Here is a 24,629-nt window from a genome sequence, read left to right on the forward strand (position 1 = left end):
GGCCTGGGCTCTGCGCTTGAATGCCTTTGACGTCGATAATTTCGGAAGAGCGTTTTGCGCCTAGTGCGCGGCTTCCCAGTTCGGTCCGACCCCCACCTCGACCACCAGCGGCACGCTCAAGGCTGCAACCTCACCCATCAACTTCGGCAGGTGGGTACGCACGGCCATCAGTTCGTTGTCCGGAACTTCAAGCAGCAGTTCATCGTGCACCTGTAGCACCAGCCGGCTCTGCATGCCGAATTTTTCCAGCCAATTCTGTACGGCGATCATGGCCAGTTTGATCAGGTCGGCGGCGGTGCCCTGCATCGGGGCGTTGATGGCAGCGCGTTCGGCGCCTTGGCGACGCATGGCCTGGGCCGACTTGATGTCGGGGAACCACAGGCGGCGACCGAAGGCCGTTTCGACGTAGCCGTGTTCGCGCGCCGACTGGCGGGCCTCTTCCATATAGCGGGCGACGCCGGGGTATCGGGCAAAGTAACGGTCGATGTAGGTTTGCGCTGCGCTGCGTTCCAGGCCGAGCTGGCGGGCGAGGCCGAAGGCGCTCATGCCGTAGATCAGGCCGAAGTTGATGCTCTTGGCTACGCGGCGCTGGTCGGGACCGACTTCCAACGGGGTGACGCCGAAGATTTCGGCGGCGGTGGCGCGGTGCACATCTTCGCCATGGGCAAACGCTTCACGCAGGCGCTCGTCGCCCGACAGGTGCGCCATGATGCGCAGCTCGATCTGCGAGTAATCGGCCGAAACGATGCTGCTGCCGGATGGGGCGATGAAGGCAGTGCGGATGCGCCGGCCTTCTTCGCTGCGCACGGGAATGTTCTGCAGGTTGGGGTCGCTTGAGGCGAGACGGCCGGTGACGACGGCGGCCTGGGCGAAATTGGTATGCACGCGGCCGGTTTGCGGATTGACCATGCGCGGCAGCTTGTCGGTATAGGTACCCTTGAGCTTCGACAGGCTGCGGTGTTCGAGCAGCAGCTTGGGCAGCGGGTAGTCGAGCGCCAGTTCCGACAGCACTTCCTCGTCGGTGGACGGGCCGCCGGAGGCGGTTTTCTTTTTGACCGGCAGGCCGAGCTTGTTGAACAGGATGTCGCCGAGCTGTTTGGGCGAAGCCAGGTTGAAGGGCTGGCCGGCCAGTTCGTAAGCCTGCGCTTCGAGGGCCATGATCTTCTGGCCCATTTCGTGGCTTTGCTGGGTCAATACCTCAGCGTCCACCAGGATCCCGTTGCGCTCGATCTGCCAGATGACCTGACGGGCCGGCATTTCGATGTCGTGGTAAATGCGCGACAGGCCAGGTTCGGCGACGAAGCGCGGATGCAGGACATTGTGGATGCGCAGCGTGACGTCGGCGTCTTCGGCGGCGTAGGTGGCGGCGCGCTCGATATCGACTTGATCAAAGGTGATCTGCTTGGCCCCTTTGCCGCACAGGTCCTCGTAGGCGATGGTCTCCAGGCCGAGGTGGCGGGTGCACAGTTGGCCGAGGTCATGGCCCTTGTCGGACTCGATGACATAGCTTTGCAGCATGGTGTCGTGTTCGATGCCGGCGAGGCTGATGCCGTGATTGGCGAAGACATGCTGGTCGTACTTGGCGTTCTGCAGCACCTTCCTGTGAGCGGCGGATTCGAGCCAGGGCTTCAGGCGGGCCAGGACCTCGTCGCGCGGCAATTGGTCGGCGACGCCGGGGGCGGTGTGGGCCAGCGGGATGTAGCAGGCTTCGCCCGGCGTGACCGACAGCGAAATCCCGACGATGCGGGCGGCGAAGGAGTCTAGGCTGGTCGTTTCCGTATCCAGCGCCGTCAAGTCGGCGGCTTCGATCTTCTTCAGCCAGCGTTCGAATGCGTTCCAGTCGAGCACGGTTTCGTAACGAACGGCCAGTTTTTCTACCGGTGGCGGGGTCGGAGTGCCGACCGTCTGTGCGGGAATGCCGGCAGCGGCATCGGCGCCGTCGATCTCGGCCAGCCAGGTCCGGAACTGGTAACGCCGATAGGTTTCGCGCAGCGTGTCGAGATCGGGCGGCGTCGCCGTCAATTGGGTGGGGGCGGGAAGGCCGGGCAGGTCGCAGACGACGGTGACCAGCTTCTTGCCGAGCGGCAGGAATTCGAGATGATTGCGCAGGTTCTGGCCGACAACACCGCTGATCTGGTCGGCATTGGCGACGATCTGGTCGAGCGAGCCATATTGAGTTAGCCATTTGACGGCCGTCTTCGGGCCGCACTTCTGGACGCCGGGCACGCCATCCACCGTGTCGCCGACCAGGGCGAGGTAGTCGATGATGCGCTCCGGTGGCACGCCGAACTTGGCTTCGACGCCGGCCGCGTCGAGCAGTTCGTTGCTCATGGTGTTGTACCAGCGCACGTGCGGGCCGACCAATTGGGTCAGATCCTTGTCGCCGGTGGAAATCAGCGTTTCGATGCCGTGCACCGCAGCAGTCGTCGCCAGCGTGCCGATCACGTCGTCGGCTTCGACGCCGTCGATGGTCAGCACCGGCCAGCCGGCTGCCTTGATCGCCACGTTGATCGGCTCGATCTGGGCGCGCAGGTCATCCGGCATCGGCGGACGATGGGCCTTGTATTCCGGATACCAGTCGTCGCGGAAGGTCTTGCCCTTGGCGTCGAAGACGACGGCCTTGTAGTCTGCCTTGTAGTCGCTTTCGAGACGACGTAGCATGTTCAGGACGCCGTAGATAGCGCCAGTCGGTTCGCCGTCCTTGTTGCGCAGGTCGGGCAGGGCGTGGAAAGCGCGGTAGAGATAGGACGAACCGTCCACCAACAACAAGAGAGGCATAGAAGTGACGGAAAGCGACAAACTGGAGATGAGTGTGGAGACCGAGGCGCTGTTGAAAAATTCGACGGCCCGCGAGTCCTGGCGGATTTTCGGCATTATGTCAGAGTTCGTCGAGGCGACCGAACGTCTGGCCGCGATCAAACCGGCCGTCACGCTGTTCGGTAGTGCCCGCGTGCGGCCGGATTCGAAGTACTACACGCTGACCGAGCAGTTGTCACGATTACTCTCGGATTCGGGTTTCTCGGTGATTTCCGGCGGCGGCCCCGGCATCATGGAGGCGGCCAACAAGGGGGCCTTCTTCGGCAAATCGCCCTCGGTGGGCCTCAACATCCAATTGCCGCACGAGCAGAAGTCCAATCCCTACCAAGACATCTCGCAGACCTTCCGCCACTTCTTCGCCCGCAAATACATGTTTGTCCGCTTCGCCAGCGCCTACGTGGTGATGCCGGGCGGTTTCGGTACGCTGGACGAGCTGATGGAAGCATTGACGCTGATCCAGACCGGCAAGGCACGCAAGATTCCGCTGATCCTCGTCTGTTCCGAGTTCTGGGGCGGCCTGGTCGACTGGTTCAAAGGCAAGCTGGTCGAGGAAAAAATGATCGACCCCGAAGACATGCACCTTATTCAGCTGATCGACGATCCGGAGAAGGTTGTCGAGGCGATTTTCAAACACTACGAGGGGCGTCCGTTCGGTCCGTTACCGAATGAACATGAGATGTTGCTCAACCTGTAATAAAATCAGGCCTATCCCAACGAGGAACCTACCATGCGCCGTCTTCTTCCTGTCCTGTTGTTTGCCGCTCTTCCCGTCTGGGCCCAGAAGGGCGATCTGCAGCCCCTGCCGGCCGTGCCGCCACCGCCGCCCGAAATGGAAGCTTTCGATGCCGCGCTGGAACCACAGGTGACCATCGTCAAGAAGGAAGCCGAGACGCGCGAGGAATATCGCATCAAGGGCAAGCTGTACATGGTCAAGGTCACGCCGAGCATCGGCAAGCCTTACTACCTGATCGATCGCCAGGGCGACGGCAAGTTCGTCGAAGCCGACATTGCCCAGAATCCGGTGCGCCCGCCGATGTGGGTTATCTATAGCTGGTAAGCCTTGTCGGTCTATACCCCGGTCGGGCGTGAGGAACTCGACGCCTGGCTCACGCCGCTCGCTCTCGGGCGGCTGATCGAATATGCCGGTATCGCTGCCGGCATGCAGAATTCCAACTATTTCGTCACGACCGAGCGCGGGCGTTATGTGCTGACGCTGTTCGAGCGCCCGGAGTTCGCTTACCTCGATTTCCACCTGGCCTTGATGGAGCATCTGGCCCGGCGCGGTATTGCCTGCCCGCTGCCATTAGCCGGCGCGGACGGCAGACTATGGCGGTCTTTGGCGGACAAGCCGGCCAGTCTGCTGACTTGTTTGCCTGGAGCCAATTGCGACCATCCAGACGTAGCGCAGTGCCGGGCCGTCGGTGTCAAACTCGCTGAGTTGCATTTGGCTGCCGCCGATTTCCCGGATCCTTTGCCCAATCCCTGCGGTACCGAATGGCGAGCCAAGACGGGAGCAACGCTGTTGCCGCATTTGCCAGTGGACGAGGCGGCAATGCTGGCCGAGGAGTTGGCAGTCGAGGCTGCATCGGACTGGGCGGCGCTGCCGCGCGGCGTGATCCATGCCGATCTGTTCCGTGACAACGTCTTGTGGGACAACTGCGGTGCACTGGCCGGAATCCTCGATTTTTACTTCGCCGGAGAGGATGTATGGCTGTTCGACCTGGCGGTCGTCGCCAACGATTGGTGCCGTGATGGCGAACGGCTCGCAGCCCTGATCGCCGGTTATCAAAGCCGGCGACTGCTGACCGAAGCTGAAGGTGCTGCCTGGCCAGCGATACGACGAGCCGCTGCCTTGCGCTTCTGGCTGCTCCGACTCGATGCGCGCTATCGGCCGCGTGCCGGCGAAGTGGTGACGATCAAGAATCCCGACGAATATCGTGACCTGTTGTTGCGTTTGCGCCTTGCCCCCGAGGCGTTGCCCCGTTAGCATCCGCCCATGAGTGAAAACCCCGTATTCCCGTTGCCCCCGGCGAGCTTCGATGGCGAAAGCCGCGAAGTCGACCCCGGCGCCTGTTTCGACTGGTTGCGCCAGGGCTGGGTCATGTTTCTGGTCAACCCCGGTGTCTGGATTGGCAGCACCGTGTTGCTATTGGTCATCCTGATGGCAATTTCCATCGTGCCGCTGTTCGGCCAGGTGGCTGCGCATCTGCTGGTGCCTTTGTTTGGGGCAGGCATGGTGCAGATTTGTCGCCATATCGCACAGGATCAGGAAGTGCAGATCGCCGATCTGTTCGCCGGCTTCAAGCACAACGCGGGGGAACTGGTGATGGTCGGCGTATTCTTTGCGCTCGGTATCTTCGGCATCGCTTTCCTGGCGTTTTTGCTGATCAGCGGGGGCGTACTCGGGGGCGTGGTAACCGGACGAGTGGCCGGATTCGGCATCGCTCTTGGTGGCATGATGCTGGCGGGTCTGCTGGTGTTGGTGCTGTCGGTGCCGGTGATCATGGCCACTTGGTTTGCGCCCGCACTGGTTTTCTTTCACGACATGAAGCCGATCGATGCCATGAAAGCCAGCTTTGCCGCCGGGGCCAAGAACTGGTTGGCCATGGTCATTTTTGCGGTCTTCCTTGTCGTCGTATTGTTCTTCGCCATGCTGCCGCTCGGCCTAGGCTTGTTGTTGCTGTTGCCGGTGGCTTCCGGTGCGGTGTACGCGTCCTATCGCGATATTTTCGTGGGGGCTTGAGCGTGCGGGCTCAAACGCTTCCTTCCGGAGCAGGTTGGCGCTGGCTGGCCGGTGGCGTGGCCATCTTCCGCCGTAATCCGCCAATGATGACCATGCTGGTGGTGGCTTACTGGTTTACGGTGATCTTCCTCAATCTCTTTCCGGTGATCGGTGCGCTGGCAGCCTCGCTGGCCATTCCTGGACTGTCGGTCGGCCTGATGCAGGCGGCGCGCAACCTGGAGCGCGGCCAGCCGGTCGGCCTGCAGACGCTGTATGGCGGCTTCAACGAAAACGCCAAGACCCTGCTGGCCTTGGGAGGGCTCTATCTACTGTGCACCCTCGGGGTATTGGGGGTTACAGCACTGGTCGATGGTGGCGATTTCCTGCGATATATGCTGGCCAGCAGCCGTGCCGAGCGGGCGGCGGTCGAGGATGCAGATTTTCTGTTGCCCCTGCTGGTTGTTGCCTTGTTGATGATGCCGGTGCTGATGGCCTGGTGGTTCGCCCCGGTGCTGGCGGCCTGGCATCGCCAGCCGCTCGGCAAGTCGCTCTTTTTCAGCTTCGTTGCCTGCTGGATGAACTGGCGCCCTTTTCTGACCTACGGGCTGGCCATGCTGCTGATCAGCGTGATCGTACCGGGTGTGCTGCTCGGTGTGCTCCTGCTGCTGCTACCCGGCTTGCAGGAACTGCTGACCGCCTTGATCATGGCGCCGATGGTGCTGGTCGTCGCGCCCATCGTCTTTGCCAGTTTCTATGCCTGCTACCGCGATATCTTCGGTATTTCGGAAATCGTCTGAGGCATGAATCCGCCCCTGGGCCTGTTCGGTGGAACCTTCGATCCGGTGCATTACGGCCACCTGCGGCTGGCCGAGGAATCAGTCGCCCACCTCGGACTCGGCGGTGTGCGCTGGATGCCGGCCGGGCAGCCGCCGCATCGCGGCACGCCGCAAGTGACCGCGGCCGATCGTCTGGCCATGGTGCGGCTGGCGACGGCAGACAATCCATCCTTTTCGGTGGATGCCGCGGAGGTCGAGGCAGCTGAGCCGAGCTACACGGTCCATACGCTGGAAAGACTGCGCCACGAACTGGGTGAGCAGACGCCGCTGGTATTGCTGGTTGGCGCCGATGCCTTTGCCGGCCTGGCGACCTGGCATCGCTGGAGCGATATCTTCGACCTGGCCCATGTTGCCGTGTCGCACCGCCCGGGCTTCCCGGTCGAGCTGGCCAGCCTGCCCGATGAGGTCGCTGCCGAATATGCGGCCCGGCGTCTGGCCGATGCCGGGCAACTCGGTGACGCGACCCACGGTGGCATTGTGACTTTCGCCATGACCCAATTGGCCATCTCCGCGACGCAAATCCGAAAATTGCTCACCAACGGCCTATCTGCCCGCTATTTGCTGCCGGACAGCGTTCTCGACTATATTCAGACTCATTCCCTTTACAGAAACCCCTGATGGACATCCGCAAGCTGCAAAAAATAGTCGTCAACGCCCTCGAAGATATCAAGGGCAAGGACATCGAAGTCATCAACACAACCAAACTGACCTCGATGTTCGATCGCCTGGTCATTGCTACCGGCGATTCCAACCGCCAGGTCAAAGCGCTGGCCCGCAACGTTCAGGACAAGGTGCGCGAAGCAGGTGGCGAGATCGTTTCCGTCGAAGGCGAGGATGCCGGCGAATGGGTGCTGGTCGATATTGGCGATGTCGTCGTCCATGTGATGCAGCCGAACGTCCGCCTGTATTACAACCTCGAGGAACTCTGGCAGATGACGCCGGCCCAGCGTCGCAAGGCCGCAGCCGAGCAGGCCGCCGAGGAATGAAACTGACCATCCTTGCTGTCGGTCATCGGCAGCCGGATTGGGTCAATGAAGGCTGTGCCGAATATCTGAAGCGCATGCCGCGCGAGTTGCCACTCAACATCGCCGAAATCAAGCCCGAGGCACGCGGTTCGAAGACGCGCGAGCAATTGCTGGCGGCCGAAAAGGGGCGCATTCGGGAGCATTTGCCGAACAATCCCCGGCTCGTTGTGCTCGACGAGCGCGGTGACGACTTGACCACGCTCAAGCTTGCCAAGCGCCTTGAGGCCTGGATGCAGGATGGGCGTGATGTTGCCCTGTTGATTGGCGGAGCAGATGGGCTGGACGAGGAATTCAAGCAAAAAGCCGACGACAAGCTGCGTTTGTCCAGTTTGACCCTTCCACATGGCATGGCACGGTTGCTATTATGTGAACAGTTGTATCGAGCCGTCAGTGTCTTGAAAAATCATCCATATCACCGGGAGGGTTGATGCGTATTTATCTGGCTTCGCGCAGTCCGCGCCGCCGCGAGTTGCTGCATCAGATCGGCATTGATTTCGACACCGTCGTCTTCCGCGATGGCGATCGGGCCGATACGGAAACCGACGAATCTCCGCTGGCCGGTGAAAGTGCTGAAGACTATGTCGAGCGGATCGCCCGAGCGAAGGCAATCCATGGCCTGAAGATCATCGCCGACCGCAAGCTACCGATGCGCCCGGTGCTCTCGGCCGATACTACGCTGGAGTTCGAGGGGCAGATCATCGGGAAACCGGTAGATTTGGCCGACGCCACCGCTATTTTGAAACGCCTTTCGGGCAAGACGCATCGCGTGCTGACCGGCGTGGCAATCAATCACATGGGACGTACCGAATACGTGCTGTCGGTCAGTGAAGTCCGCTTCCGCACCATCGACGACGAGGAAATCCGTCACTACGTGATGAGCGGCGAGCCGATGGACAAGGCAGGCGCTTACGGTATTCAAGGCTTGGCCGGGCTGTTCGTCGAGCATTTGGCGGGCAGCTATACCGGCGTGATGGGTTTGCCAGTCTGCGAAACCGGCGAGCTGCTCAAGAGCCTCGGCTTCCGGCCGCTCTGATCCAGGCTGCGGCCTCGGCCGCACCATCCATGACGGGTTGCTCTGGGCAAGGCTGTTGCCATAATTCGCTCAGCGCTTTTTCTACGTCGCCGCAGATCAACTTCTCCGCTTCGATCTCGGCGTATTGCCCGTGCCGTTCGAGCCAGGCGATCAGGCATTCCTGTTCGGGCCAATCTTCCCGTCGCTGATAGAGCACCGGGGTCCCATTGCAGACGGCCTCCGTAAAGGTGCCATAACCCGGTTTGGTGATGACGGCATCGACCGAGGCCAGCAGGTCGGTGAAACTTAGCCCCAAGCTTTCCCACTCGACAGCATCGGGATGGGCGCATTGCCAATCCCGAGAAACCAGCCAGCGGATGCCGGGAATGCTCGGCCAAGCTTCGACCGGCAGGCGATGGGCGATGCCCCCCATGGCCACCAGCACGGTCTTGTCGCCACCGAACGGTAGCGAATGCTGGAGACCGCGGGCGGCGATTGGCGCGATGTCGCGAACATGCGGGAAATCCGACATGGCCATGCCGGGGGTGACGCGCAGGAAAGCCTCTGCCGACAGGTAGGCATCGAGAATCTGGCGGTGGATGACAGCGGCCCAGGGCTCATGGCCGAAAAAATGCCTGAACAGATCGGCCCAGTTTAGTGAGCTCAGGCTGGCGCAGTGGATTCCCGCCAGCGTAGCGCCGGCCAGCGGCAGGTAGCTGACGTTGGTCAGGACGAAATCGGGCGACAGTTGCTTCAGGAAGCCCGTTTCTGCGGTGACACGGTCGAGCCAATGAGCGTGGGCGTCTTGGTAGGCCAGTGCGCTGGCTGTTTGGTCGACCTGTGTTGCATCGACCATGGCAAAACCGAAATCTGTGTTGTCGGCGATGAGTTCGAACGGGTGAGCGATACGCTGCTGCAGCTGGCTCGGTGGCAGGCGGCTGCGCACGGTCAGGCGTAGTTCGGGAAGGCTGGCCGCCAGCGCTTCGAGCACTGGTGCGGTGATCGCCAGATGCCCGAAGCCGTGGCTGGAAATGTCGACGAAGAGGTGCAAGTCAGTGGTGCTTGAGTACAGGCTTGCGCTTCTCGACAAAGGCGTCCACCCCAGCAGCGAAACCGTCGACGACTTCTCTGTTCTGGACGTTCATCATCTCCGGGCGGTTGATGTGGATCAGGCCGACCTTGCCGATCACTTCGCTGATGATGACCTGACTCATGCGGGCGTCTCCTGTTGGCTTGGTTTTGTCAAAATGGCAGTTTAACAGCCGGCCATATCAGGGTTTGTCCGGCTGGCGACAGTCTTGGCCTTGGCTAAGCTGCTAAGCTGCGTGCAAACCTATAAACGATATGGAGACGAGATGACTTACGCCATCGCAGAGCATCCCCTGTGGAAGCCCAACCCCAATACTGTCGGCGATACCGGCATGGCCGTGTTCATGCAGGCCAACGGATTCGGTCGTTACAGCGACTTGTGGCAGTGGTCGGTCGATCAGCCGGAGGCATTCTGGTCGAAACTGTGGGATTTCTGCGGTGCGGTGGGCGAAAAGGGCGAGCGCGTGCTGGTCGATGGCGATCGCATGCCGGGGGCGCGCTGGTTCCCGGAGGCAAGGTTGAACTATGCCGAGAACCAACTGCAAAGCTGTGACGACAGCGAGGCGGCGGTGTTCTGGGGTGAGGACAAGGTCAAGCGGCGTCTGACGCGGGCCGAACTCTATGCCGAAGTGGCGCGCTTCCAGCAATGCCTCATTGCCGCCGGCGTCGGCGAAGGTGATCGGGTAGCGGGTTATCTACCCAACTTGCCGGAAACCTTGATCGCCATGCTGGCGACGACGGCGCTCGGTGCCATCTGGTCCTCCGCCTCGCCGGATTTCGGCGTGCAGGGTGTGCTCGACCGCTTTGGTCAGATCGAGCCCAAGGTGCTGGTTTGCGTCGATGGCTATTGGTACAACGGCAAGGCGGTCGATTGCCTGGAGAAAAATGCCGAGGTGGTGGCCCGTATGCCCTCGTTGGCCAAGGTCGTCGTCGTTCCTTATTTGAACGAACGGCCGGAAATCGGGCAGATCGCCCACGCCGTGCTGTGGAACGACACTGCTGCGGTGCACGGGCCAAAAGAGGTTATTTTCAAACGGGTCGCCTTCGACCATCCGCTGTTCATCATGTTTTCCTCTGGCACTACCGGCGTGCCGAAGTGCATCGTCCATTGCCATGGTGGCGTACTGCTGCAGCACTTGAAGGAGCACAAGCTGCACAGCGACGTGCGGCCCGGCGACCGTCTGTTCTACTTCACCACCTGCGGCTGGATGATGTGGAACTGGCTGGTTTCCGGCCTGTCTGCCGGCGCCAGCTTGCTGCTTTACGACGGCTCGCCGTTCGCGGCCAAGGGCAAGGTGCTATTCGACTATGCCGAAGCCGAGCGCATGACTCACTTCGGCACTTCGGCCAAGTTCATCGACGCTGCGGCCAAGCTCGGCCTGACGCCGGGCAAGACACATGACTTGTCAGCCTTGCGTGCCATGTTCTCGACCGGTAGTCCGCTGTCGCCGGAGGGCTTTGACTGGGTTTATCGCGAGATTAAGCAGGACATCCTGCTGGCGTCGATTTCCGGTGGTACCGACATCGTCTCCTGTTTTGTGCTGGGCAACCCGGTCTTGCCGGTCTATCGCGGCGAAATCCAGTGCCGGGGTCTGGGCATGGCGGTCGATGTCTTCGACGAGGCTGGCCAACCGGTGCGTTCGGAAAAGGGTGAGTTGGTCTGCAGCAAACCTTTCCCGGTCATGCCGGTCGGTTTCTGGAACGATGCCGATGGTTCGAAGTACCGTGCCGCCTATTTTGAGCGTTTCCAGAATATCTGGTGCCATGGCGACTTTTCTGAACTGACGGCGCACGACGGGATGATCATTTACGGCCGCTCGGATGCGACGCTGAATCCGGGCGGAGTGCGCATCGGAACTGCCGAAATCTATCGCCAGGTCGAGCAGTTGCCGGAGATCCTCGAATCGCTGGTGATTGGTCAGGATTGGCCGCCGGGCAAGAACGACGACGTGCGCGTCGTGCTCTTCGTCAAGCTGCAGGAAGGCATTGCGCTCGATGCTGCGCTGGTCGACAGGATCAAAAAGCAGATTCGCGACAACACGACGCCGCGCCATGTGCCGGCCAAGGTGGTTCAGGTGCAGGACATTCCGCGTACGAAATCAGGGAAGATCGTCGAACTTGCCGTACGTAACGTCGTGCACGAGCAGCCCGTGAAAAACGTGGAAGCGCTGGCCAACCCGGAGGCGCTGGAATACTTCCGCGCCCGCAGCGAACTGGCTGACTGATCAGGCGCGGCCGAAAACGAGCCGCTGCAGCAGCGCCTTGCCCTGGCGGACGAGTTGGCAACTCGCCTGCCAGAGGGTGGCGGTCAGCCAGCCGCAGGCAGATGCGATGCGCTGACTGCCGGCCGGGCTTTCGATCCAGCGATGGAACAGGGTCGCCGCACCGATACTGACGCCCCAGGTGAACAACATGCCGAAGACGGCCGAGGTTGGCGAAACCAGATCGAAGCGGGCGTAGATGGCGTTAACCACCAGATAGACCGGGAAGTGCACCAGGAAGACCGAGAAGGAGATGCGGCCGAGGAAGGCCAGCGTGTCCGACTCCGGCCAGCGCTCGAGCAGGCCGCTACGGCGGCTGAAAGCCAGGGTCAGGGCGACGACGAGGGCAACGGCGATGCGCAGGCGGAAATCGAGGACCAGTGCCGCTATGCCAACGCTGGCGATGACACCGACCCAGAACGACAGGCGGTTGCGGTTCGACGCCCACCAGGCAGCGGCACCTAGGCCGTAGGAGCCGAAGAAATAGACCGCCCAGTTATCCCAGCTGGCATCGCGGTTGAACCAGAATAGCGAGGCGACCGCCAGGCAAAGGACGATGGCCGGGGCGATCCACTGGCGGCGTCCTGCCCACAGCAGCAAGGCGAGCAACGAGAAAAGCTGGAAATCGATGGCGACGTACCAGACGCCAGCCGACAGCGATTCGACGCCGAGAATGCCGTGCAGCAGCGTGGCGTGCGCCACCCACTGGCCGAGCGAAGCGCGCGCCGGCACCATGTCGTCGTCCAGCCAGCGGTCGGCGATGGCCGAACAGATGATGGCCAGGGCGAGCGCGCTGAGGAAGGGAATGGACAGGCGCAGATAGCGCTTCCAGATCATGGCGAAAGGCGAACGCTCCAGGGCCTGACCATCCGGCGACAGGCCGCGGGCGGCCAGAAAACCGCCGATGACCAGGAAGACCTGGACCGCGATGCGAGCGTAGTCGTAGAGCCAGTCGATGGGTTTTTGCGCCACCTGCTGCACGGCCTCGGTCAAGGGGCCGTAGGCCGCCAGGTGATGGAGGACGATCAGTTGCGATGCGATGGCCTTCAGGGCATCGATCAAGGGCATGCGGTTGCTGGAATGGCTCATGACAGCGATGTTACACCGGATTGCTGCGGTGCACCAATATTAAACCTATGTTTTGTCTGGTGTTTTTGCCAGTTTGTTGGTTGGCGGATACTACAGGTAACGCGCCAAGAAGGAATCGGTGTACCGCTCGGGCAAATCAGCCCAGACGCGGTGACCGCTGCCAGGGGCGACGGTGATCGGTTGGCCATCCTTGTTTTCCAGGCGGGATAGCGTGAATAGCTCATTGCCTTGCGGATGCACGCATTCGATACGGTCGCCCAGTGCAAAGCGGTTCTTGACCTCGATTTCCATCAGTCCGCGCGTCGTGTCGAAGCGCACGGCGTCGCCGACATACTGGCTCTTGTCCGATTCCGAATGGCCGCGCAGGTAGTTCTGGTAGTCGGCATCGTGGTGGCGCTGGTAGAAACCATCGGTGTAGCCGCGATTGGCCAGGTTTTCCAGGTCGGAGAGCAGGGTCGGGTCGAACGGCCGGCCGGCCACAGCATCGTCGATGGCCTGGCGGTAGGACTGGCAGGTGCGGGCGACGTAATACGGGCTCTTGGTGCGGCCCTCGATCTTCAACGAATCGACACCGATCTCGACCAGGCGATGCACATGCTCGATGGCGCGCAGATCCTTCGAATTCATGATGTAGGTGCCGTGCTCGTCTTCCTCGATCGGCATCAACTCGCCTGGGCGTTGTTTTTCCTCGAGGAGGATTTCCTGGTCGGCATGGCTGTAGAAATTGACGGGTTGACCTGCAGGCAGTGGTGCGCCGTCGGAGGTCGAGACCTTGTAATCCCAGCGGCAGGAATTGGTGCAAGTGCCCTGATTCGGATCGCGATGGTTGAAGTAGCCGGAAAGCAGGCAGCGACCGGAATAGGCGATGCACAGCGCGCCATGGACGAAGACTTCCAGTTCCATGTCCGGGCAGCGCTGGCGAATCTCTGCCACTTCGTCGAGCGACAACTCGCGCGACAGAATGACGCGGTGCACCCCCATTTTTTGCCAAAAACGGACAGTCGCCCAGTTGACCGTGTTGGCCTGGACAGACAGGTGAATGACCTGTTCCGGGAAGGTCTCGCGCACCATGTCGATCAGGCCGGGATCGGACATGATCAGGGCGTCCGGCTTGAGTGCGATGACCGGTGCCATGTCGTCGAGGTAGGTGGTCAGCTTGGCGTTGTGCGGAAAGATGTTGCTGACGACGAAGAACTGCTTGCCCAGCGCATGCGCTTCGGCGATGCCTTCGCCCAGTTTTTCCAGTGTGCCGAATTCGTTGTTGCGCACGCGCAGGCTGTAACGTGGCTGGCCGGCATAGATGGCATCGGCGCCAAAAGCGAAGGCGGTACGCATCATGTCGAGCGAGCCGGCGGGGGCAAGCAATTCTGGCGCGGATCGAGGCACGCGGAGCATAGTAAAATTCTGAAAAACCGCGAATTTTACGCCTCATGACCGAAGAGATACTGATCAATTTCACGCCGCAGGAAACCCGCGTTGCTGTCATGCAACAGGGGGTCGTGCAGGAACTGCATATCGAGCGTACGGCCAGCCGAGGGCTGGTTGGTAATGTCTACCTCGGACGCATCGTCCGCATCCTGCCCGGCATGCAGTCGGCCTTCGTCGAAATCGGGCTGGAGCGCACTGCCTTCCTGCACGTTGCCGACATCTGGCAACCGCGTGACGCCAACGGCGAACGCACGGTCGAGCGGCCTATCGAGAAGATTCTCGCCGAGGGGCAGAGCATCGTCGTGCAGGTGGTCAAGGACCCGATCGGTACCAAAGGGGCACGCCTATCCACGCAGATTTCCATTGCTGGTCGCATGCTGGTCTATCTGCCGCAGGAAAAACATATCGGTATTTCGCAGCGCATCGAGGCGGAAGCCGAGCGCGAAGTGTTGCGCGAAAAGATCACCCGTCTGGTGCCGGAAGACGAGCCGGGGGGATTTATCGTCCGTACCATGGCCGAAAATGCGACCGATCAGGAGTTCGTCACCGATATCGCCTACCTGCGTAAAACCTGGGCCGATATCCGCGACAAGGCACGTGTTTCCGGGCCACCGACCTTGCTCTACCAGGAACTGTCCCTCGGCCAGCGCGTGCTGCGCGACTTCGTCAATCCGGAAACGACCCGCATCTACATCGATTCGCGGGAAAACTTCCAGAAGCTGATGACCTTCGCCGAGGAATACACGCCGGCTGTCTTGCCTCTGCTCGAGCACTACCTCGGCCAGCGCCCACTGTTCGAATTGCACGGTGTCGAGGAGGAAATCCAGAAAGCGCTGGCCCGACGCGTCGACCTGAAATCCGGCGGTTACCTGATCATCGACCAGACCGAAGCGATGACCACCATCGACGTCAATACCGGCGGTTTCGTCGGGGTGCGCAATTTCGACGACACCATCTTCAAGACCAACCTCGAAGCCGCTGTCACCATCGCCCGCCAGCTCCGCCTGCGTAATCTGGGCGGCATCATCATCGTCGATTTCATCGATATGGAGAATGAGGAGCACAAGAAGGCCGTGCTCGACGAATTCAACAAGGCGCTGGCGCGCGACCACACCCGCCTGACGGTCAATGGCTTCACCCAGCTCGGCCTGGTCGAGATGACCCGCAAGCGCACGCGCGAATCGCTCGCCCATGTGTTGTGCGAACCTTGCCCGACCTGCGGTGGGCGGGGCGAGGTCAAGACGGCGCGAACCGTCGCTTACGAGATTCTGCGCGAATTGTTGCGCGAGGCGCGCCAGTTCAATGCCCGCGAATATCGCATCCTGGCCGGCCCGGCTGTGGTCGATCTGTTCCTCGACGAAGAATCACAGGCGCTGGCCATGCTCTCTGACTTCATCGGCAAGCCGGTTTCGCTACAGAGCGAGCCCAGTTATTCGCCTGAGCAGTACGATATCGTTTTGATGTAAGCCCCAACCGAGGAGAAGACAATGAACGATCAAGCAGAGTTCGACAGTCTGGTACCGCCGCAGAGCATCGACCGCCGTGGCTTTCTCGCCGCCGGCCTGGGCGCCGGTTTTGCCCTTGCCGTGCAGCCGGTGATGGCGCAAACCGCCATTGCGACCGATAGCAAAGGGCTGACCGCCGGCGAGGTGCAGGTGCCGGTCAAGGATGGTCAGGTTTCCGCTTATCGTGCGGTTCCGGCCGGCAAAGGCAAGGCGCCGGTCGTACTGGTCGTCTCTGAAATTTTCGGTGCCCACGAATACATCCGCGATGTCTGCCGCAGGCTGGCCAAGCAAGGCTATTTCGCCATCGCCCCGGAGCTGTTCACTCGCCAGGGCGATCCGCGCCAAATTGCCAGCATTCCCGAGATTCAGGCCAAGATCACCAGCCGGACACCGGATGCGCAAGTGTTCGCCGACCTCGATGCCTGCGTCGCGTGGGCCGGCAAGCAGGGCGGTGACATCGGTCGCCTGGCCATCACCGGTTTCTGTTGGGGCGGACGGATCACCTGGTTGTATTCTGCGATGAATCCGCAGGTCAAGGCAGGGGTCGCCTGGTATGGCCGTCTGGTCGGCGCTGAAAACGAGTTTACGCCGCGCCACCCGAGCCAACTGGCCGGTAGTCTGAAGGCGCCGGTGCTGGGGCTGTATGGCGGACTCGACGCCGGGATTCCGCTGGAAACCGTCGAAGCCATGGAGAATGCATTGAAGCAGGGCAGCCCGGCAGCCCAGGCGTCGCAAATCCATGTCTACGACAATGCGCCGCATGCCTTCCATGCGGATTACCGGCCGAGCTATCGCAAGGAAGAGGCAGAGGATGGTTGGAAGCGCATGCTGGCCTGGTTCCATCAACACGGCATCTGATTTCGGCAGCGGGGCGGGGCACTTCGTGCTACGCTTCGCGCCTTGTTTTGAGTTCGACGCATCATGACCACCGAAGAAACCTCTACCGCCAAGCCGACTGACGTCCGCGCACTGCTCAAGGACCTGCAGACTCGTTTCGATGTATTCCGTAATTTCAGCCCCTTGGCGATCGGTATCGACAAGCAGGTATTCGCGCAGTTGCCCGAGGTTTCGAAGAAATCGCTGCGTCTTGCCTTGCGTAGTCACACCATTTCGACGCGCTATCTGAAGGAAATGGAAAAGGGCAGCGTTCGCTACAATCTCGACGGCAGTACCGCTGGCGAAGTGACGGACGAAAACCGTCAGCATGCACAGGAGCAGTTGCGTGAGCGCTTCAAGAAGCAGGCCGAGCAACGTCGTGCGACTGAAGCGGCCGCCAAGGCGGAAGAGCGCAAGCAGCAAAAGCTGCAGCAACTTGCCGAGAAATTCGGTCGCAAGTAAGCTAGTCACTAGCAGAAATGAAAAAAGCCAGTCGAAAGACTGGCTTTTTGTATTCTGGTGGGTCGTCACAGATTCGAACTGTGGACCTACGGATTAAGAGTCCGCTGCTCTACCAACTGAGCTAACGACCCAGAATTTCCCGAAAGTTGGTGGGTCGGGCGAGATTCGAACTCGCGACCAACGGATTAAAAGTCCGCTGCTCTACCGACTGAGCTACCGACCCGGCCCACGGGAAGCGCGCATTATATAGAGCGCTAATGGGTGAGTCAACGCGATTTCCACATTTTCAGGGAATCAAATTTCCTAGCTGGCCGCATAGCGGACGAAGTCCACTCCACGTTCGACCACTTCGCCCAAGGTGAGCGTGGTCGTCAGGCTGCCTTCCAGGGTGATCTGCTTGCCGGTCGCGGCACGAACTTGCGGCGGGACAAGTAGGGATTTCTCCTTGTCGCCAAGGATCAGGAAGACCGGAATGCGGGCCGGTGCTTCGCCGGGCATGCCGGATTGACGAACGAAGCGGGCTTCGATGCGTCCGTCGTACCAGTCCAGGCTGGCCTGAAGTGCATTGTCCGGGCGGGTCTGCAGGCTGGCGATCACGCCCAGGCGAGGTTGTTCCTTGAGCTTGCTGGCGATCAGGCAGGGCGAGGCACGGCGTTCTCCGCCTCGATCCTCCGGGCGGAGTGCGACGCCATCGACCAGAGTCCAGTTTTCGCCGGGGACGTTTAGCTTCTTGACGGCGGTAGGCAGGCTCGATTGGCGGTCGAATCCGAAAATGGCCATGCGCTGGTGGGCGATGGCAGAGCTCTGTTTTTCCTGGGCCACCGGAGAATTCAGATATTCGCCGTTGAAGACGGCAAAGGCATTTTCGGCGCCAAAGGCGAGCTCGATTTCCCCTACTTCGGTTGAGACCAGGCCGTTGCCCGGCTTGAGCGAAGCTTCGAGCAGGTGGAGCAGGCGGATGCAGGCATAGCTGGACAACTCGCGTCCGAGCTTAAGCGATTCCGGGCTTTCGCCTTTTTCCAGGGCGTCGATGCGTTGCAGTATCTTGCGTCGCACCTTGCGTACTTCCAGCAAGGTCGGAACGCCGACCGGCAGTGGGCTACCGAACAAGCAGGCCAAGTCGATCAGGCGGGATTTCGATTCGGAGGCCGGTTCGTTCGTGAAAGTGGCCAGTTCGCGCCAGCGGCTCAGTCCGCGATTGGCAACGGTCAGCTGCGCAGACGATAGGCGATAGGGATCGGCCAGGCGCAATAGGAAGGCCCAGACGATCAGACCGGAAATATTCGCTTCGCCGAGGTGAGGAAAGTCGCGGTCGACTACCGGTTGTTCGAGGATTTGTGCGGCGTTTGCCTGAGCGAGAACGCCGAAGAGAAGATGGTCGATTTCCGGTGGGCAGCTACGGGCGGCATTGAAATGGCAGTACTGAGCCATGCGCAGGGCGTTGGCAGACCGTTGCAGGGCGCGCAGGCGAGCATCGGCAGACAGGTCGGGGGCGATGCGCAGGTAGGCGATGCCGAAGCGCAGCCAGAGGCGTTGCGCGGCATCGAAGGCGCGTTCGTCTTCTTCCGGCAGGGGCAGGGCCTTGCGGCTATAGCGCGGTTCGATGGCGTTTTCGGCTGGGATGGCGGGCGACCACAGCGAATTCAGGAGTTCGTAGGCTTGGGCCGGTGCCAGGCTGGAGCCTTCGATAGCCTCGACTTGCAGGCAAATGGCCGCCAGCATGTGCATGGCTTGCGCCTGCGGCTGGGCCGCCAGCCAGGCTTTTGCCCCGGCAGCATCTTTGAAAGCCAGCGCGATGTTGGAGCGCGGTTCCGGAAGTTTCAACCAGTCCATCGTCTCTCCTTGTCTGGAGTATGCTTATGTGATGAGCGGATTTGAACATTATGAGCGCGAGTTGACTAGTCTCGATGATGAGATTCGTCGTTATGCGCTGATTTGTGGCGTCGATCTTGCCACACCGCATGAGGTTGCCGCATGTCTGGCGGAACCTCATGCCGATTGGCCGGAAGACAAGGCACGCGAGTCGCTGCGCGGTTTGTTGTTGCTGCGTTTCAAGCTGGAGGCGGAGATGCTGGCCGAGGGCACGAGCCCCTGGCCGCTGTTATCAGCCGCTCATGAAAGATCGGTTTGATCAGCCGTCCGCATTGATCTTGGCGATCAGTACCTGCAAGGTGCTTTCCGCCTGATCGTTGGCGACCTGGCAGGTACCCGCTGCCTGGTGGCCGCCGCCGCCGTATTGCAGCATCAATTCGCCGACATTGGTCTTGCTCGAACGGTCGAGAATGGATTTGCCGGTGGCGAAAACGGTGTTCTGCTTCTGCAGGCCCCACATGACGTGAATCGAGATGTTTGTCTGCGGGAAGAGCGCGTAGATCATGAAGCGGTTGGTTGCCCAGATGGTTTCCTCGTTGCGCAGGTCGAGCACGGCGAGGTTCTTGTGTACCGTGGTGCAACGCAGGATCTGGTCCTTGGCTTTCTCGGCCTGTTCGAAGTAGAGATCGACGCGTTCCTTGACGTCGGGCAGGGCGAGGATTTCATCAATGTTGTGATCGCGGCAGTACTTGATCAGGTCCATCATCAGCGCGTAGTTGCTGATGCGGAACTCGCGGAAGCGACCGAGGCCGGTGCGGGCATCCATCAGGTAGTTGAGCAGGACCCAGCCGGTCGGATTGAGGATTTCGTCGCGGCTGAATTGCGCTGAATCGCCCTTATCCACGGCCTCCATCATGTCGTCAGCGATCTTCGGGAAGGCCTGCTTGCCGCCGTAGTAGTTGTAGACGACGCGGGCGGCGGAGGGGGCATCCGGCTCGATGATGTGGTTCTTGCGATCGCCGGTATTGCGGATGGTTTCCGACAGGTGGTGGTCGAAGGCGAGATGGGCGCCGGCGACGTAGGGCAGGTTGGTCGTGATGTCCCGCTCGGTGATGTCGACCTTGCCGTCCTGCATGTCTTTCGGATGGACGAACTTGATGTCGTCGATCAGGTTCAATTCGTTGAGCAGTACCGCGCAAACCAGACCGTCAAAATCGCTGCGGGTTACCAGGCGAAACTTTTGTTGCGTCATCTGCATGTCTCCGGATAGCAAAGGCGTTCGAAGTCCTAGCATAGCGCCAATGCGGCGCCTTGGAAACGGCAAAAGTGAGGCTCAGAGGGCGATACGGATGGCCCGGGTCGGGCAGGGGGCGATGCAAGCACCGCAGGCGGTGCATTTTTCCGGGTCGAGTTCGGGCAGCGGGCTGCCGCCCAGACGTGGAACGAAGCGGATGGCGCGGGCGTCGCAGAAATCGCCGCAGACGCGGCATTCGACGCCCCGGCGCGGCAGGCAGGCATCGCCAATGACAGCTTTCGACGACCAGGCGTCCTGTCCTTCAACGCGTAGCAGGGCCTTGGGCTGGCAGGCGGTGACGCAGTCGGCGCAGAAGGTACATTCGCCCCGCTGGAAATCGACGCTCGGAAAGCCGCCATCGCCAGCGATCAGAATCCCGGTCGGGCAAGCTTTCAGGCAGTCGTTGCAGCGGGTGCAGGCGTCGATGAATTTGGCTTCGGGCAGTGCCCAGGGGGGGCGCATCTGAACTTGCGGGCGCGCGCGGCCGCGAAAGAAGCCGCGCCGCGCCAGATCGACCATGGCTTAACCGCCGGCTTTCATCTTGTCGATGCCACTACGCAGCATCTGGTCGATTTCCGAGCCAGGTTCGACTTGCGGCAGCAGGGCTTCCCAATAAGCGATGCCGGCCTTGCGGTCACCACGCTCCATGGCGGCGGCACCAGCCAGGAAGAGGCTGTGGCCGTGATTGGGCTCGATCTTCAGCGCCTTTTCGATCAGTTGCGTCGGTTTTCCCTTGAGGCCTTTGCCTTCGGCCATGGCAATGGTCTCGGCATAGCTGGCCAGCACGTCCGGGTCGTCCATGGCCTTTTCCGCCTTGGCGTAAGCCTGGGCGGCGTCTTCGTATCGGCCCAGGGTCTTGTAGGAACGGCCGAGCATCATCCAGCCTTGCATGTCGTCCGGGTTGGCCTGCATGCGCTCGGCCAGCTTGGCGACCATGGCATTGATCTGTTCCGGCGTCATTTTTGGCTGGGCAACGGTTTGTGTCGGGTCGAGCGCGCGCGGGTTGCCCAGCACGCCGTAACCGAGCAGGCCAAGAATCGGCAAAAGTACGACGAGGGTGATCGCGAGCTTGCGGCTGGGGGCGGCGCTAGCGACATTGCCGCCGGTTTCGTCGCTATCGACTTCTTCGAGCAGGCGGCGCTGCAATTCGGCCTTGGCCTGGGCGTGGTCGGCTTCGCTCAAGGAGCCTTCGGCGAGTTCGCGGTCGAGTTCAGCCAGCTGGTCGCGGAAGATGGCGAGGTTGGCCTGTTTGCGCTCGGCGTTGGAGGCGTTCTGGCGCGGTTTGCGCCACAGCGGCGGCACGATGAAGGCGGCCACCACCGCGACGAGCAGCAGGGCGAAGATGAAAAACTGGGTCATTGCGAATCGAGTTCCTTGAGCAGGGCTTCGGCGCGCTGCGCCTCGGTGGCGGTCAGCGGCTTGTCTTCGGCGGCGAGACGGGCGGCGCGGCGCTTCAGGTAGCGTTGCAGGGCGACGATGCCGAGCAACAGCAGGGCGATGGGGCCGCCCCAGAGCAGCAGCGTGTTGCCCTGGACCGGCGGACGATAGAGCACGAAGTCGCCGTAGCGGGCGACCATGAAGTCGATGATTTCCTTGTCGCTCTTGCCGGCCTTGATCATGCCGCGTACTTCGCGGCGCAGGTCTTGCGCCAGCTCGGCATTGGAGTCGGCGATGTTCTGGTTTTGGCAGACCAGGCAGCGCAGTTCTTCGGAGAGCTTTTGCAAGCGCTTTTCGGTCACCGGATCGGCAGCGATGGCTGCTTCGGTGGCGCTATCGGCCACTGCTGCGGTGCACAAGGCAAAACAGGCAAAAACCAGGGCGAGCAGGTGTTTCATTTGTTCAGCTCCGCCAGCAGCGGCATGATCTTCTTGCCCAGCACGTCCGGGGTGATCGGGCCGGTGTGCTTCATGCGAATGACGCCGGCCTTGTCGATGACGTAGGTTTCCGGCACGCCATAGACGCCGTAGTCGATGCCGACACGGCCGTCGAGGTCCATGACCGTCAGCTTGTACGGATTGCCGTGTTCGGACAGCCACTGATTGGCGCGTTGCCAGGCCAGTTTCTTTTCTTCCTCGGCCGGCATCTTGCCCATGTCGAAGCCGCCGTCGCCACGTACTTCCTTGTAGTTCAGGCCGATCAGGGGCACGTCGACCTTCTTCGAGAATTCGACGAGGATCGGGTGTTCCTGGCGGCAGGAAACGCACCACGAGGCCCAGACGTTGAACAGCCAGACCTTGCCTTCCATGTCCTTCGGCGACAGGGTTTTATCCGGTTGCGCCAGTTGTGCCAGCGTGAAGGCCGGAGCCGGCTTGCCGACCAGCGGCGAAGGGACGTCGCGCGGATTCAGGTTGAGACCGACGGCGAGCAGGGCAACGAGGGCGGCGAAGGCGCCGACGATCCAGTAATAACGATTCATGCTTGTTGGGCTCCGGCAGGGACTTTGGCGGCGGCACGCGCTTTCACGCGGTAGCGGCGGTCGAGCATGGCGGCGAGACCGCCGAGGGCCATCAGGATGCAGCCGCCCCAGATCCAGTCGACATAAGGCTTGTAATAGACGCGCACGGCCCATTCGCCTTCCGGCTTGTCGCGGTCGATCGGTTCGCCGAGCGAAACATAGACGTCGCGCAATAGGCCGGCGTCGATCGAGGCTTCGGTCATCGGCATGGTCGAGGAGTGGTAATTGCGCTTTTCCGGATTCATCTTGCGCAGGAATTTGCCCTCAACGGACAGATCGAAATCCCCCTGCGCCGCCACGTAGTTGGGGCCTTCCACTTGTTTCACGCCGTTGAAGGTGAAGTGGTAGCCAGCGACATCGACCGATTGGCCGGGGCCGAGCTTGACGTCCTTTTCGTCCTGATAACTGGAGACCATGGTGACGCCGATAACGAAGACGGCGACGCCGATATGCGCCAGATGCATGCCGAAGAAGCTGCGTGGCTGGCTGAGGGCGGTGGCCACAAAACTGCGGCCGGCGCGTGTGTGCTGGACGCGTTCGACGAAATTGAGCACGGCGGTGGCGACAATCCAGGCCGCGAGCAACAGGCCGAGTGCCGTCATCGCATGCCAGCCACCATAGAGCAGCGGCCAGGCGATGGCGACAACGACGCCGACGGCGAGCGCCCACTTCACGGCCTTGGCGATTTCGGTAACGGAAGCTTCCTTCCAGCGGGCGAAGGGACCGATGCCGATCAGGAAGAGGATGGGCGTCATCACTGGCACGAAGACGGCGTTGAAATACGGTGGGCCGACCGAAATCTTGCCGACGCCCAGCGCATCGATCAGCAGCGGGTAAAGCGTGCCGAGTAGGACGGTGGCGCAGGCAACCACCAGCAACACGTTATTGGTCAGCAGCAGCGACTCGCGGGAGAAGAGCGCAAACCGGCCGCCCAGGCCAACCTTCGGCGCGCGCGCCGCGAATAGGGTAAGCGACGAGCCGATCACCGCAACCAGGAAGATCAGGATGAAAATGCCGCGGCGCGGATCGGTGGCGAAGGCGTGGACCGAGGTCAGCACGCCCGAGCGGACCAGGAAGGTGCCGAGCAGCGACAGCGAGAAGGCGGAAATCGCCAGCAGCACGGTCCAGTTTTTGAAGCTGCCGCGCTTTTCGGTGACCGCCAGCGAGTGCATCAGCGCTGTGCCGATCAGCCAGGGCATGAATGAGGCGTTTTCCACCGGGTCCCAAAACCACCAGCCGCCCCAGCCGAGTTCATAGTAGGCCCACCAGGAGCCCATGGCGATGCCCAGGGTCAGGAAGACCCAGGCCGCGGTCGTCCAGGGGCGCGACCAGCGTGCCCAGGCCGCGTCGAGCTTGCCGGAAAGCAGGGCGGCGATGGCGAAAGCGTAGGCGACCGAGAAGCCGACATAACCCATGTAGAGCAGCGGCGGGTGGATGACCAAGCCGGGGTCCTGCAACAGCGGGTTGAGGTCGCGACCTTCTTGTGCGCCGGGCAGCAGTCGCTCGAAGGGGTTGGAGGTCAGCAGGATGAAAAGCAGGAAGCCGAAACCGACCAGGCCCAGCGTACCAAGCACGCGAGCAACCATGGTGTCGGGCAGTTCGCGCGACAGCAAGGCGACCAGGAAGGCCCACCAGGTCAGCATCAAGATCCACAGCAGCAACGAACCTTCGTGGCCGCCCCAGACGCCAGCGATGCGGTATTCGATGGGCAGCAGGGAGTTGGAGTGCTGCGCTACATAAACCACCGAGAAATCGTTGTTGATGAAGGCAATGGTCAGGCAGGCGAAGGAGAAGGTGACCAACAGTGCCATCGCCGAGGCGGCGGGACGAGCCAGGGCGATCCAGCTCTGCTGGTTGCGGTGGGCGCCAATCAGCGGAAAGACGCCGAGGACAAGTGCGACCAGCGCCGAGAGAATCAGCGCGAAATGACCAAGTTCAGGAATCAT

General features: G+C 61.4%; 26 protein-coding genes and 2 tRNA genes. 14 read left to right on the forward strand and 14 right to left on the reverse strand.

Annotated elements, in window-relative coordinates:
• Nucleotides 1–60 precede the first annotated feature (60 nt).
• A complete protein-coding gene (gene polA / locus WIF35_RS12860; protein WP_412478615.1) occupies nt 61–2,778 on the reverse strand; it encodes a DNA polymerase I in 2,718 nt (905 codons plus the stop codon).
• 4 nt (nt 2,779–2,782) lie between these two features.
• Between polA and WIF35_RS12865 the strand changes: the two genes are divergently transcribed.
• From WIF35_RS12865 to WIF35_RS12905, 9 genes are read left to right on the forward strand one after another with little or no spacing between them, the layout of a single operon-like run.
• Complete coding sequence (locus tag WIF35_RS12865; RefSeq protein WP_412478616.1) at nt 2,783–3,511, forward strand: TIGR00730 family Rossman fold protein; 729 nt, start codon at nt 2,783–2,785, stop codon at nt 3,509–3,511.
• 33 nt (nt 3,512–3,544) lie between these two features.
• A complete protein-coding gene (locus WIF35_RS12870; RefSeq protein ID WP_412478617.1) occupies nt 3,545–3,874 on the forward strand; it encodes a DUF2782 domain-containing protein in 330 nt (109 codons plus the stop codon).
• 3 nt (nt 3,875–3,877) lie between these two features.
• Nucleotides 3,878–4,804, forward strand: coding sequence for a homoserine kinase (locus tag WIF35_RS12875; RefSeq protein ID WP_412478618.1), 927 nt, complete (start codon nt 3,878–3,880; stop codon nt 4,802–4,804).
• Nucleotides 4,805–4,813: 9 nt separating this feature from the next.
• The gene (locus WIF35_RS12880; RefSeq protein ID WP_412478619.1) at nt 4,814–5,560 is read left to right on the forward strand and encodes a BPSS1780 family membrane protein; all 747 of its coding nucleotides are present in this window, start codon (nt 4,814–4,816) and stop codon (nt 5,558–5,560) included.
• Nucleotides 5,561–5,562: 2 nt separating this feature from the next.
• Nucleotides 5,563–6,336, forward strand: a complete 774-nt coding sequence (locus WIF35_RS12885) for a BPSS1780 family membrane protein (RefSeq protein WP_412478620.1) — start codon at nt 5,563–5,565, stop codon at nt 6,334–6,336.
• A gap of 3 nt (nt 6,337–6,339) precedes the next feature.
• Nucleotides 6,340–6,993: a nicotinate-nucleotide adenylyltransferase gene (nadD, locus tag WIF35_RS12890; protein WP_412478621.1), complete on the forward strand. Its 654-nt coding sequence runs from the start codon at nt 6,340–6,342 to the stop codon at nt 6,991–6,993.
• Nucleotides 6,993–7,361, forward strand: coding sequence for a ribosome silencing factor (gene rsfS, locus WIF35_RS12895; protein ID WP_412478622.1), 369 nt, complete (start codon nt 6,993–6,995; stop codon nt 7,359–7,361). Before nadD ends, rsfS begins: the two co-directional genes overlap by 1 nt.
• Nucleotides 7,358–7,828: a 23S rRNA (pseudouridine(1915)-N(3))-methyltransferase RlmH gene (rlmH, locus tag WIF35_RS12900; protein WP_412478623.1), complete on the forward strand. Its 471-nt coding sequence runs from the start codon at nt 7,358–7,360 to the stop codon at nt 7,826–7,828. Before rsfS ends, rlmH begins: the two co-directional genes overlap by 4 nt.
• Nucleotides 7,828–8,433, forward strand: coding sequence for a Maf family protein (locus tag WIF35_RS12905; RefSeq protein ID WP_412478624.1), 606 nt, complete (start codon nt 7,828–7,830; stop codon nt 8,431–8,433). The genes rlmH and WIF35_RS12905 overlap by 1 nt, the downstream gene beginning before the upstream one ends.
• Here WIF35_RS12905 and WIF35_RS12910 read toward each other — a convergent pair.
• On the reverse strand, nt 8,405–9,463 hold the full coding sequence (locus tag WIF35_RS12910; RefSeq protein ID WP_412478625.1) for a hypothetical protein: 1,059 nt from the start codon (nt 9,461–9,463) through the stop codon (nt 8,405–8,407). The two genes, WIF35_RS12905 and WIF35_RS12910, sit on opposite strands and share 29 nt — an antisense overlap.
• A 1-nt stretch (nt 9,464) precedes the next feature.
• Nucleotides 9,465–9,626 (reverse strand): hypothetical protein, encoded by a 162-nt coding sequence (locus WIF35_RS12915; protein ID WP_412478626.1) that lies wholly within the window; start codon nt 9,624–9,626, stop codon nt 9,465–9,467.
• A 141-nt stretch (nt 9,627–9,767) separates the two neighbouring features.
• On the opposite strand from WIF35_RS12915, the gene WIF35_RS12920 reads away from it, so the two are divergent.
• A complete protein-coding gene (locus WIF35_RS12920; RefSeq protein ID WP_412478627.1) occupies nt 9,768–11,726 on the forward strand; it encodes an acetoacetate--CoA ligase in 1,959 nt (652 codons plus the stop codon).
• On the opposite strand, the gene WIF35_RS12925 is transcribed toward WIF35_RS12920, so the two are convergent.
• Nucleotides 11,727–12,851 (reverse strand): acyltransferase family protein, encoded by a 1,125-nt coding sequence (locus WIF35_RS12925; protein ID WP_412478628.1) that lies wholly within the window; start codon nt 12,849–12,851, stop codon nt 11,727–11,729.
• 90 nt (nt 12,852–12,941) lie between these two features.
• Nucleotides 12,942–14,246 (reverse strand): tRNA 5-hydroxyuridine modification protein YegQ, encoded by a 1,305-nt coding sequence (gene yegQ / locus WIF35_RS12930; RefSeq protein ID WP_412478629.1) that lies wholly within the window; start codon nt 14,244–14,246, stop codon nt 12,942–12,944.
• 35 nt (nt 14,247–14,281) lie between these two features.
• Here yegQ and rng point away from each other — a divergent pair, with 35 nt between their 5' ends.
• The 3 genes from rng to WIF35_RS12945 all read left to right on the forward strand — a co-directional run bounded on the left by rng (nt 14,282) and on the right by WIF35_RS12945 (nt 17,122).
• Nucleotides 14,282–15,745, forward strand: coding sequence for a ribonuclease G (gene rng / locus WIF35_RS12935; protein ID WP_412478630.1), 1,464 nt, complete (start codon nt 14,282–14,284; stop codon nt 15,743–15,745).
• 21 nt (nt 15,746–15,766) lie between these two features.
• Entirely contained in the window at nt 15,767–16,642 is an 876-nt protein-coding gene (locus WIF35_RS12940) for a dienelactone hydrolase family protein (protein WP_412478631.1), read from the forward strand.
• 63 nt (nt 16,643–16,705) lie between these two features.
• Nucleotides 16,706–17,122: a ProQ/FINO family protein gene (locus tag WIF35_RS12945; protein WP_412478632.1), complete on the forward strand. Its 417-nt coding sequence runs from the start codon at nt 16,706–16,708 to the stop codon at nt 17,120–17,122.
• Between the two features lie 55 nt (nt 17,123–17,177).
• On the opposite strand, the gene WIF35_RS12950 is transcribed toward WIF35_RS12945, so the two are convergent.
• The 3 genes from WIF35_RS12950 to WIF35_RS12960 all read right to left on the reverse strand — a co-directional run bounded on the left by WIF35_RS12950 (nt 17,178) and on the right by WIF35_RS12960 (nt 18,955).
• Nucleotides 17,178–17,253: transfer RNA gene (locus WIF35_RS12950), tRNA-Lys, on the reverse strand.
• Nucleotides 17,254–17,269: 16 nt separating this feature from the next.
• Nucleotides 17,270–17,345 (reverse strand) — tRNA-Lys (locus tag WIF35_RS12955).
• Between the two features lie 80 nt (nt 17,346–17,425).
• Nucleotides 17,426–18,955 (reverse strand): hypothetical protein, encoded by a 1,530-nt coding sequence (locus tag WIF35_RS12960; RefSeq protein WP_412478633.1) that lies wholly within the window; start codon nt 18,953–18,955, stop codon nt 17,426–17,428.
• Nucleotides 18,956–18,986: 31 nt separating this feature from the next.
• Here WIF35_RS12960 and WIF35_RS12965 point away from each other — a divergent pair, with 31 nt between their 5' ends.
• Nucleotides 18,987–19,253, forward strand: a complete 267-nt coding sequence (locus WIF35_RS12965) for a hypothetical protein (RefSeq protein ID WP_412478634.1) — start codon at nt 18,987–18,989, stop codon at nt 19,251–19,253.
• Here the strand turns inward: WIF35_RS12965 and WIF35_RS12970 are convergent, their stop codons facing one another.
• From WIF35_RS12970 to WIF35_RS12995, 6 genes are all read right to left on the reverse strand, one after another.
• Nucleotides 19,254–20,186, reverse strand: coding sequence for an exopolyphosphatase (locus WIF35_RS12970; protein WP_412478635.1), 933 nt, complete (start codon nt 20,184–20,186; stop codon nt 19,254–19,256).
• Nucleotides 20,187–20,267: 81 nt separating this feature from the next.
• Nucleotides 20,268–20,690, reverse strand: a complete 423-nt coding sequence (napF, locus tag WIF35_RS12975) for a ferredoxin-type protein NapF (protein WP_412478636.1) — start codon at nt 20,688–20,690, stop codon at nt 20,268–20,270.
• A 60-nt stretch (nt 20,691–20,750) separates the two neighbouring features.
• Nucleotides 20,751–21,587: a c-type cytochrome biogenesis protein CcmI gene (gene ccmI / locus WIF35_RS12980; protein ID WP_412478637.1), complete on the reverse strand. Its 837-nt coding sequence runs from the start codon at nt 21,585–21,587 to the stop codon at nt 20,751–20,753.
• Nucleotides 21,584–22,063: a cytochrome c-type biogenesis protein CcmH gene (locus WIF35_RS12985; protein WP_412478638.1), complete on the reverse strand. Its 480-nt coding sequence runs from the start codon at nt 22,061–22,063 to the stop codon at nt 21,584–21,586. The genes ccmI and WIF35_RS12985 overlap by 4 nt, the downstream gene beginning before the upstream one ends.
• A complete protein-coding gene (locus WIF35_RS12990) occupies nt 22,060–22,644 on the reverse strand; it encodes a DsbE family thiol:disulfide interchange protein (protein ID WP_412478639.1) in 585 nt (194 codons plus the stop codon). The genes WIF35_RS12985 and WIF35_RS12990 overlap by 4 nt, the downstream gene beginning before the upstream one ends.
• Nucleotides 22,641–24,629, reverse strand: coding sequence for a heme lyase CcmF/NrfE family subunit (locus tag WIF35_RS12995; RefSeq protein ID WP_412478640.1), 1,989 nt, complete (start codon nt 24,627–24,629; stop codon nt 22,641–22,643). Before WIF35_RS12995 ends, WIF35_RS12990 begins: the two co-directional genes overlap by 4 nt.

The organism is Azonexus sp. IMCC34839, from assembly GCF_047047955.1.
Taxonomy (GTDB): domain Bacteria; phylum Pseudomonadota; class Gammaproteobacteria; order Burkholderiales; family Rhodocyclaceae; genus Azonexus.

Bases quoted from the DNA above. Each gene is read 5' to 3' on its own strand.
- polA (WP_412478615.1), bottom strand. From the start codon at position 2,778: ATGCCTCTCTTGTTGTTGGTGGACGGTTCGTCCTATCTCTACCGCGCT.
- WIF35_RS12870 (WP_412478617.1), top strand. From the start codon at position 3,545: ATGCGCCGTCTTCTTCCTGTCCTGTTGTTTGCCGCTCTTCCCGTCTGG.
- WIF35_RS12880 (WP_412478619.1), top strand. From the start codon at position 4,814: ATGAGTGAAAACCCCGTATTCCCGTTGCCCCCGGCGAGCTTCGATGGC.
- nadD (WP_412478621.1), top strand. From the start codon at position 6,340: ATGAATCCGCCCCTGGGCCTGTTCGGTGGAACCTTCGATCCGGTGCAT.
- rsfS (WP_412478622.1), top strand. From the start codon at position 6,993: ATGGACATCCGCAAGCTGCAAAAAATAGTCGTCAACGCCCTCGAAGAT.
- rlmH (WP_412478623.1), top strand. From the start codon at position 7,358: ATGAAACTGACCATCCTTGCTGTCGGTCATCGGCAGCCGGATTGGGTC.
- WIF35_RS12905 (WP_412478624.1), top strand. From the start codon at position 7,828: ATGCGTATTTATCTGGCTTCGCGCAGTCCGCGCCGCCGCGAGTTGCTG.
- WIF35_RS12915 (WP_412478626.1), bottom strand. From the start codon at position 9,626: ATGAGTCAGGTCATCATCAGCGAAGTGATCGGCAAGGTCGGCCTGATC.
- WIF35_RS12920 (WP_412478627.1), top strand. From the start codon at position 9,768: ATGACTTACGCCATCGCAGAGCATCCCCTGTGGAAGCCCAACCCCAAT.
- WIF35_RS12925 (WP_412478628.1), bottom strand. From the start codon at position 12,851: ATGAGCCATTCCAGCAACCGCATGCCCTTGATCGATGCCCTGAAGGCC.
- yegQ (WP_412478629.1), bottom strand. From the start codon at position 14,246: ATGCTCCGCGTGCCTCGATCCGCGCCAGAATTGCTTGCCCCCGCCGGC.
- rng (WP_412478630.1), top strand. From the start codon at position 14,282: ATGACCGAAGAGATACTGATCAATTTCACGCCGCAGGAAACCCGCGTT.
- WIF35_RS12940 (WP_412478631.1), top strand. From the start codon at position 15,767: ATGAACGATCAAGCAGAGTTCGACAGTCTGGTACCGCCGCAGAGCATC.
- WIF35_RS12945 (WP_412478632.1), top strand. From the start codon at position 16,706: ATGACCACCGAAGAAACCTCTACCGCCAAGCCGACTGACGTCCGCGCA.
- WIF35_RS12960 (WP_412478633.1), bottom strand. From the start codon at position 18,955: ATGGACTGGTTGAAACTTCCGGAACCGCGCTCCAACATCGCGCTGGCT.
- WIF35_RS12965 (WP_412478634.1), top strand. From the start codon at position 18,987: ATGAGCGGATTTGAACATTATGAGCGCGAGTTGACTAGTCTCGATGAT.
- WIF35_RS12970 (WP_412478635.1), bottom strand. From the start codon at position 20,186: ATGACGCAACAAAAGTTTCGCCTGGTAACCCGCAGCGATTTTGACGGT.
- napF (WP_412478636.1), bottom strand. From the start codon at position 20,690: ATGCGCCCCCCCTGGGCACTGCCCGAAGCCAAATTCATCGACGCCTGC.
- ccmI (WP_412478637.1), bottom strand. From the start codon at position 21,587: ATGACCCAGTTTTTCATCTTCGCCCTGCTGCTCGTCGCGGTGGTGGCC.
- WIF35_RS12985 (WP_412478638.1), bottom strand. From the start codon at position 22,063: ATGAAACACCTGCTCGCCCTGGTTTTTGCCTGTTTTGCCTTGTGCACC.
- WIF35_RS12990 (WP_412478639.1), bottom strand. From the start codon at position 22,644: ATGAATCGTTATTACTGGATCGTCGGCGCCTTCGCCGCCCTCGTTGCC.
- WIF35_RS12995 (WP_412478640.1), bottom strand. From the start codon at position 24,629: ATGATTCCTGAACTTGGTCATTTCGCGCTGATTCTCTCGGCGCTGGTC.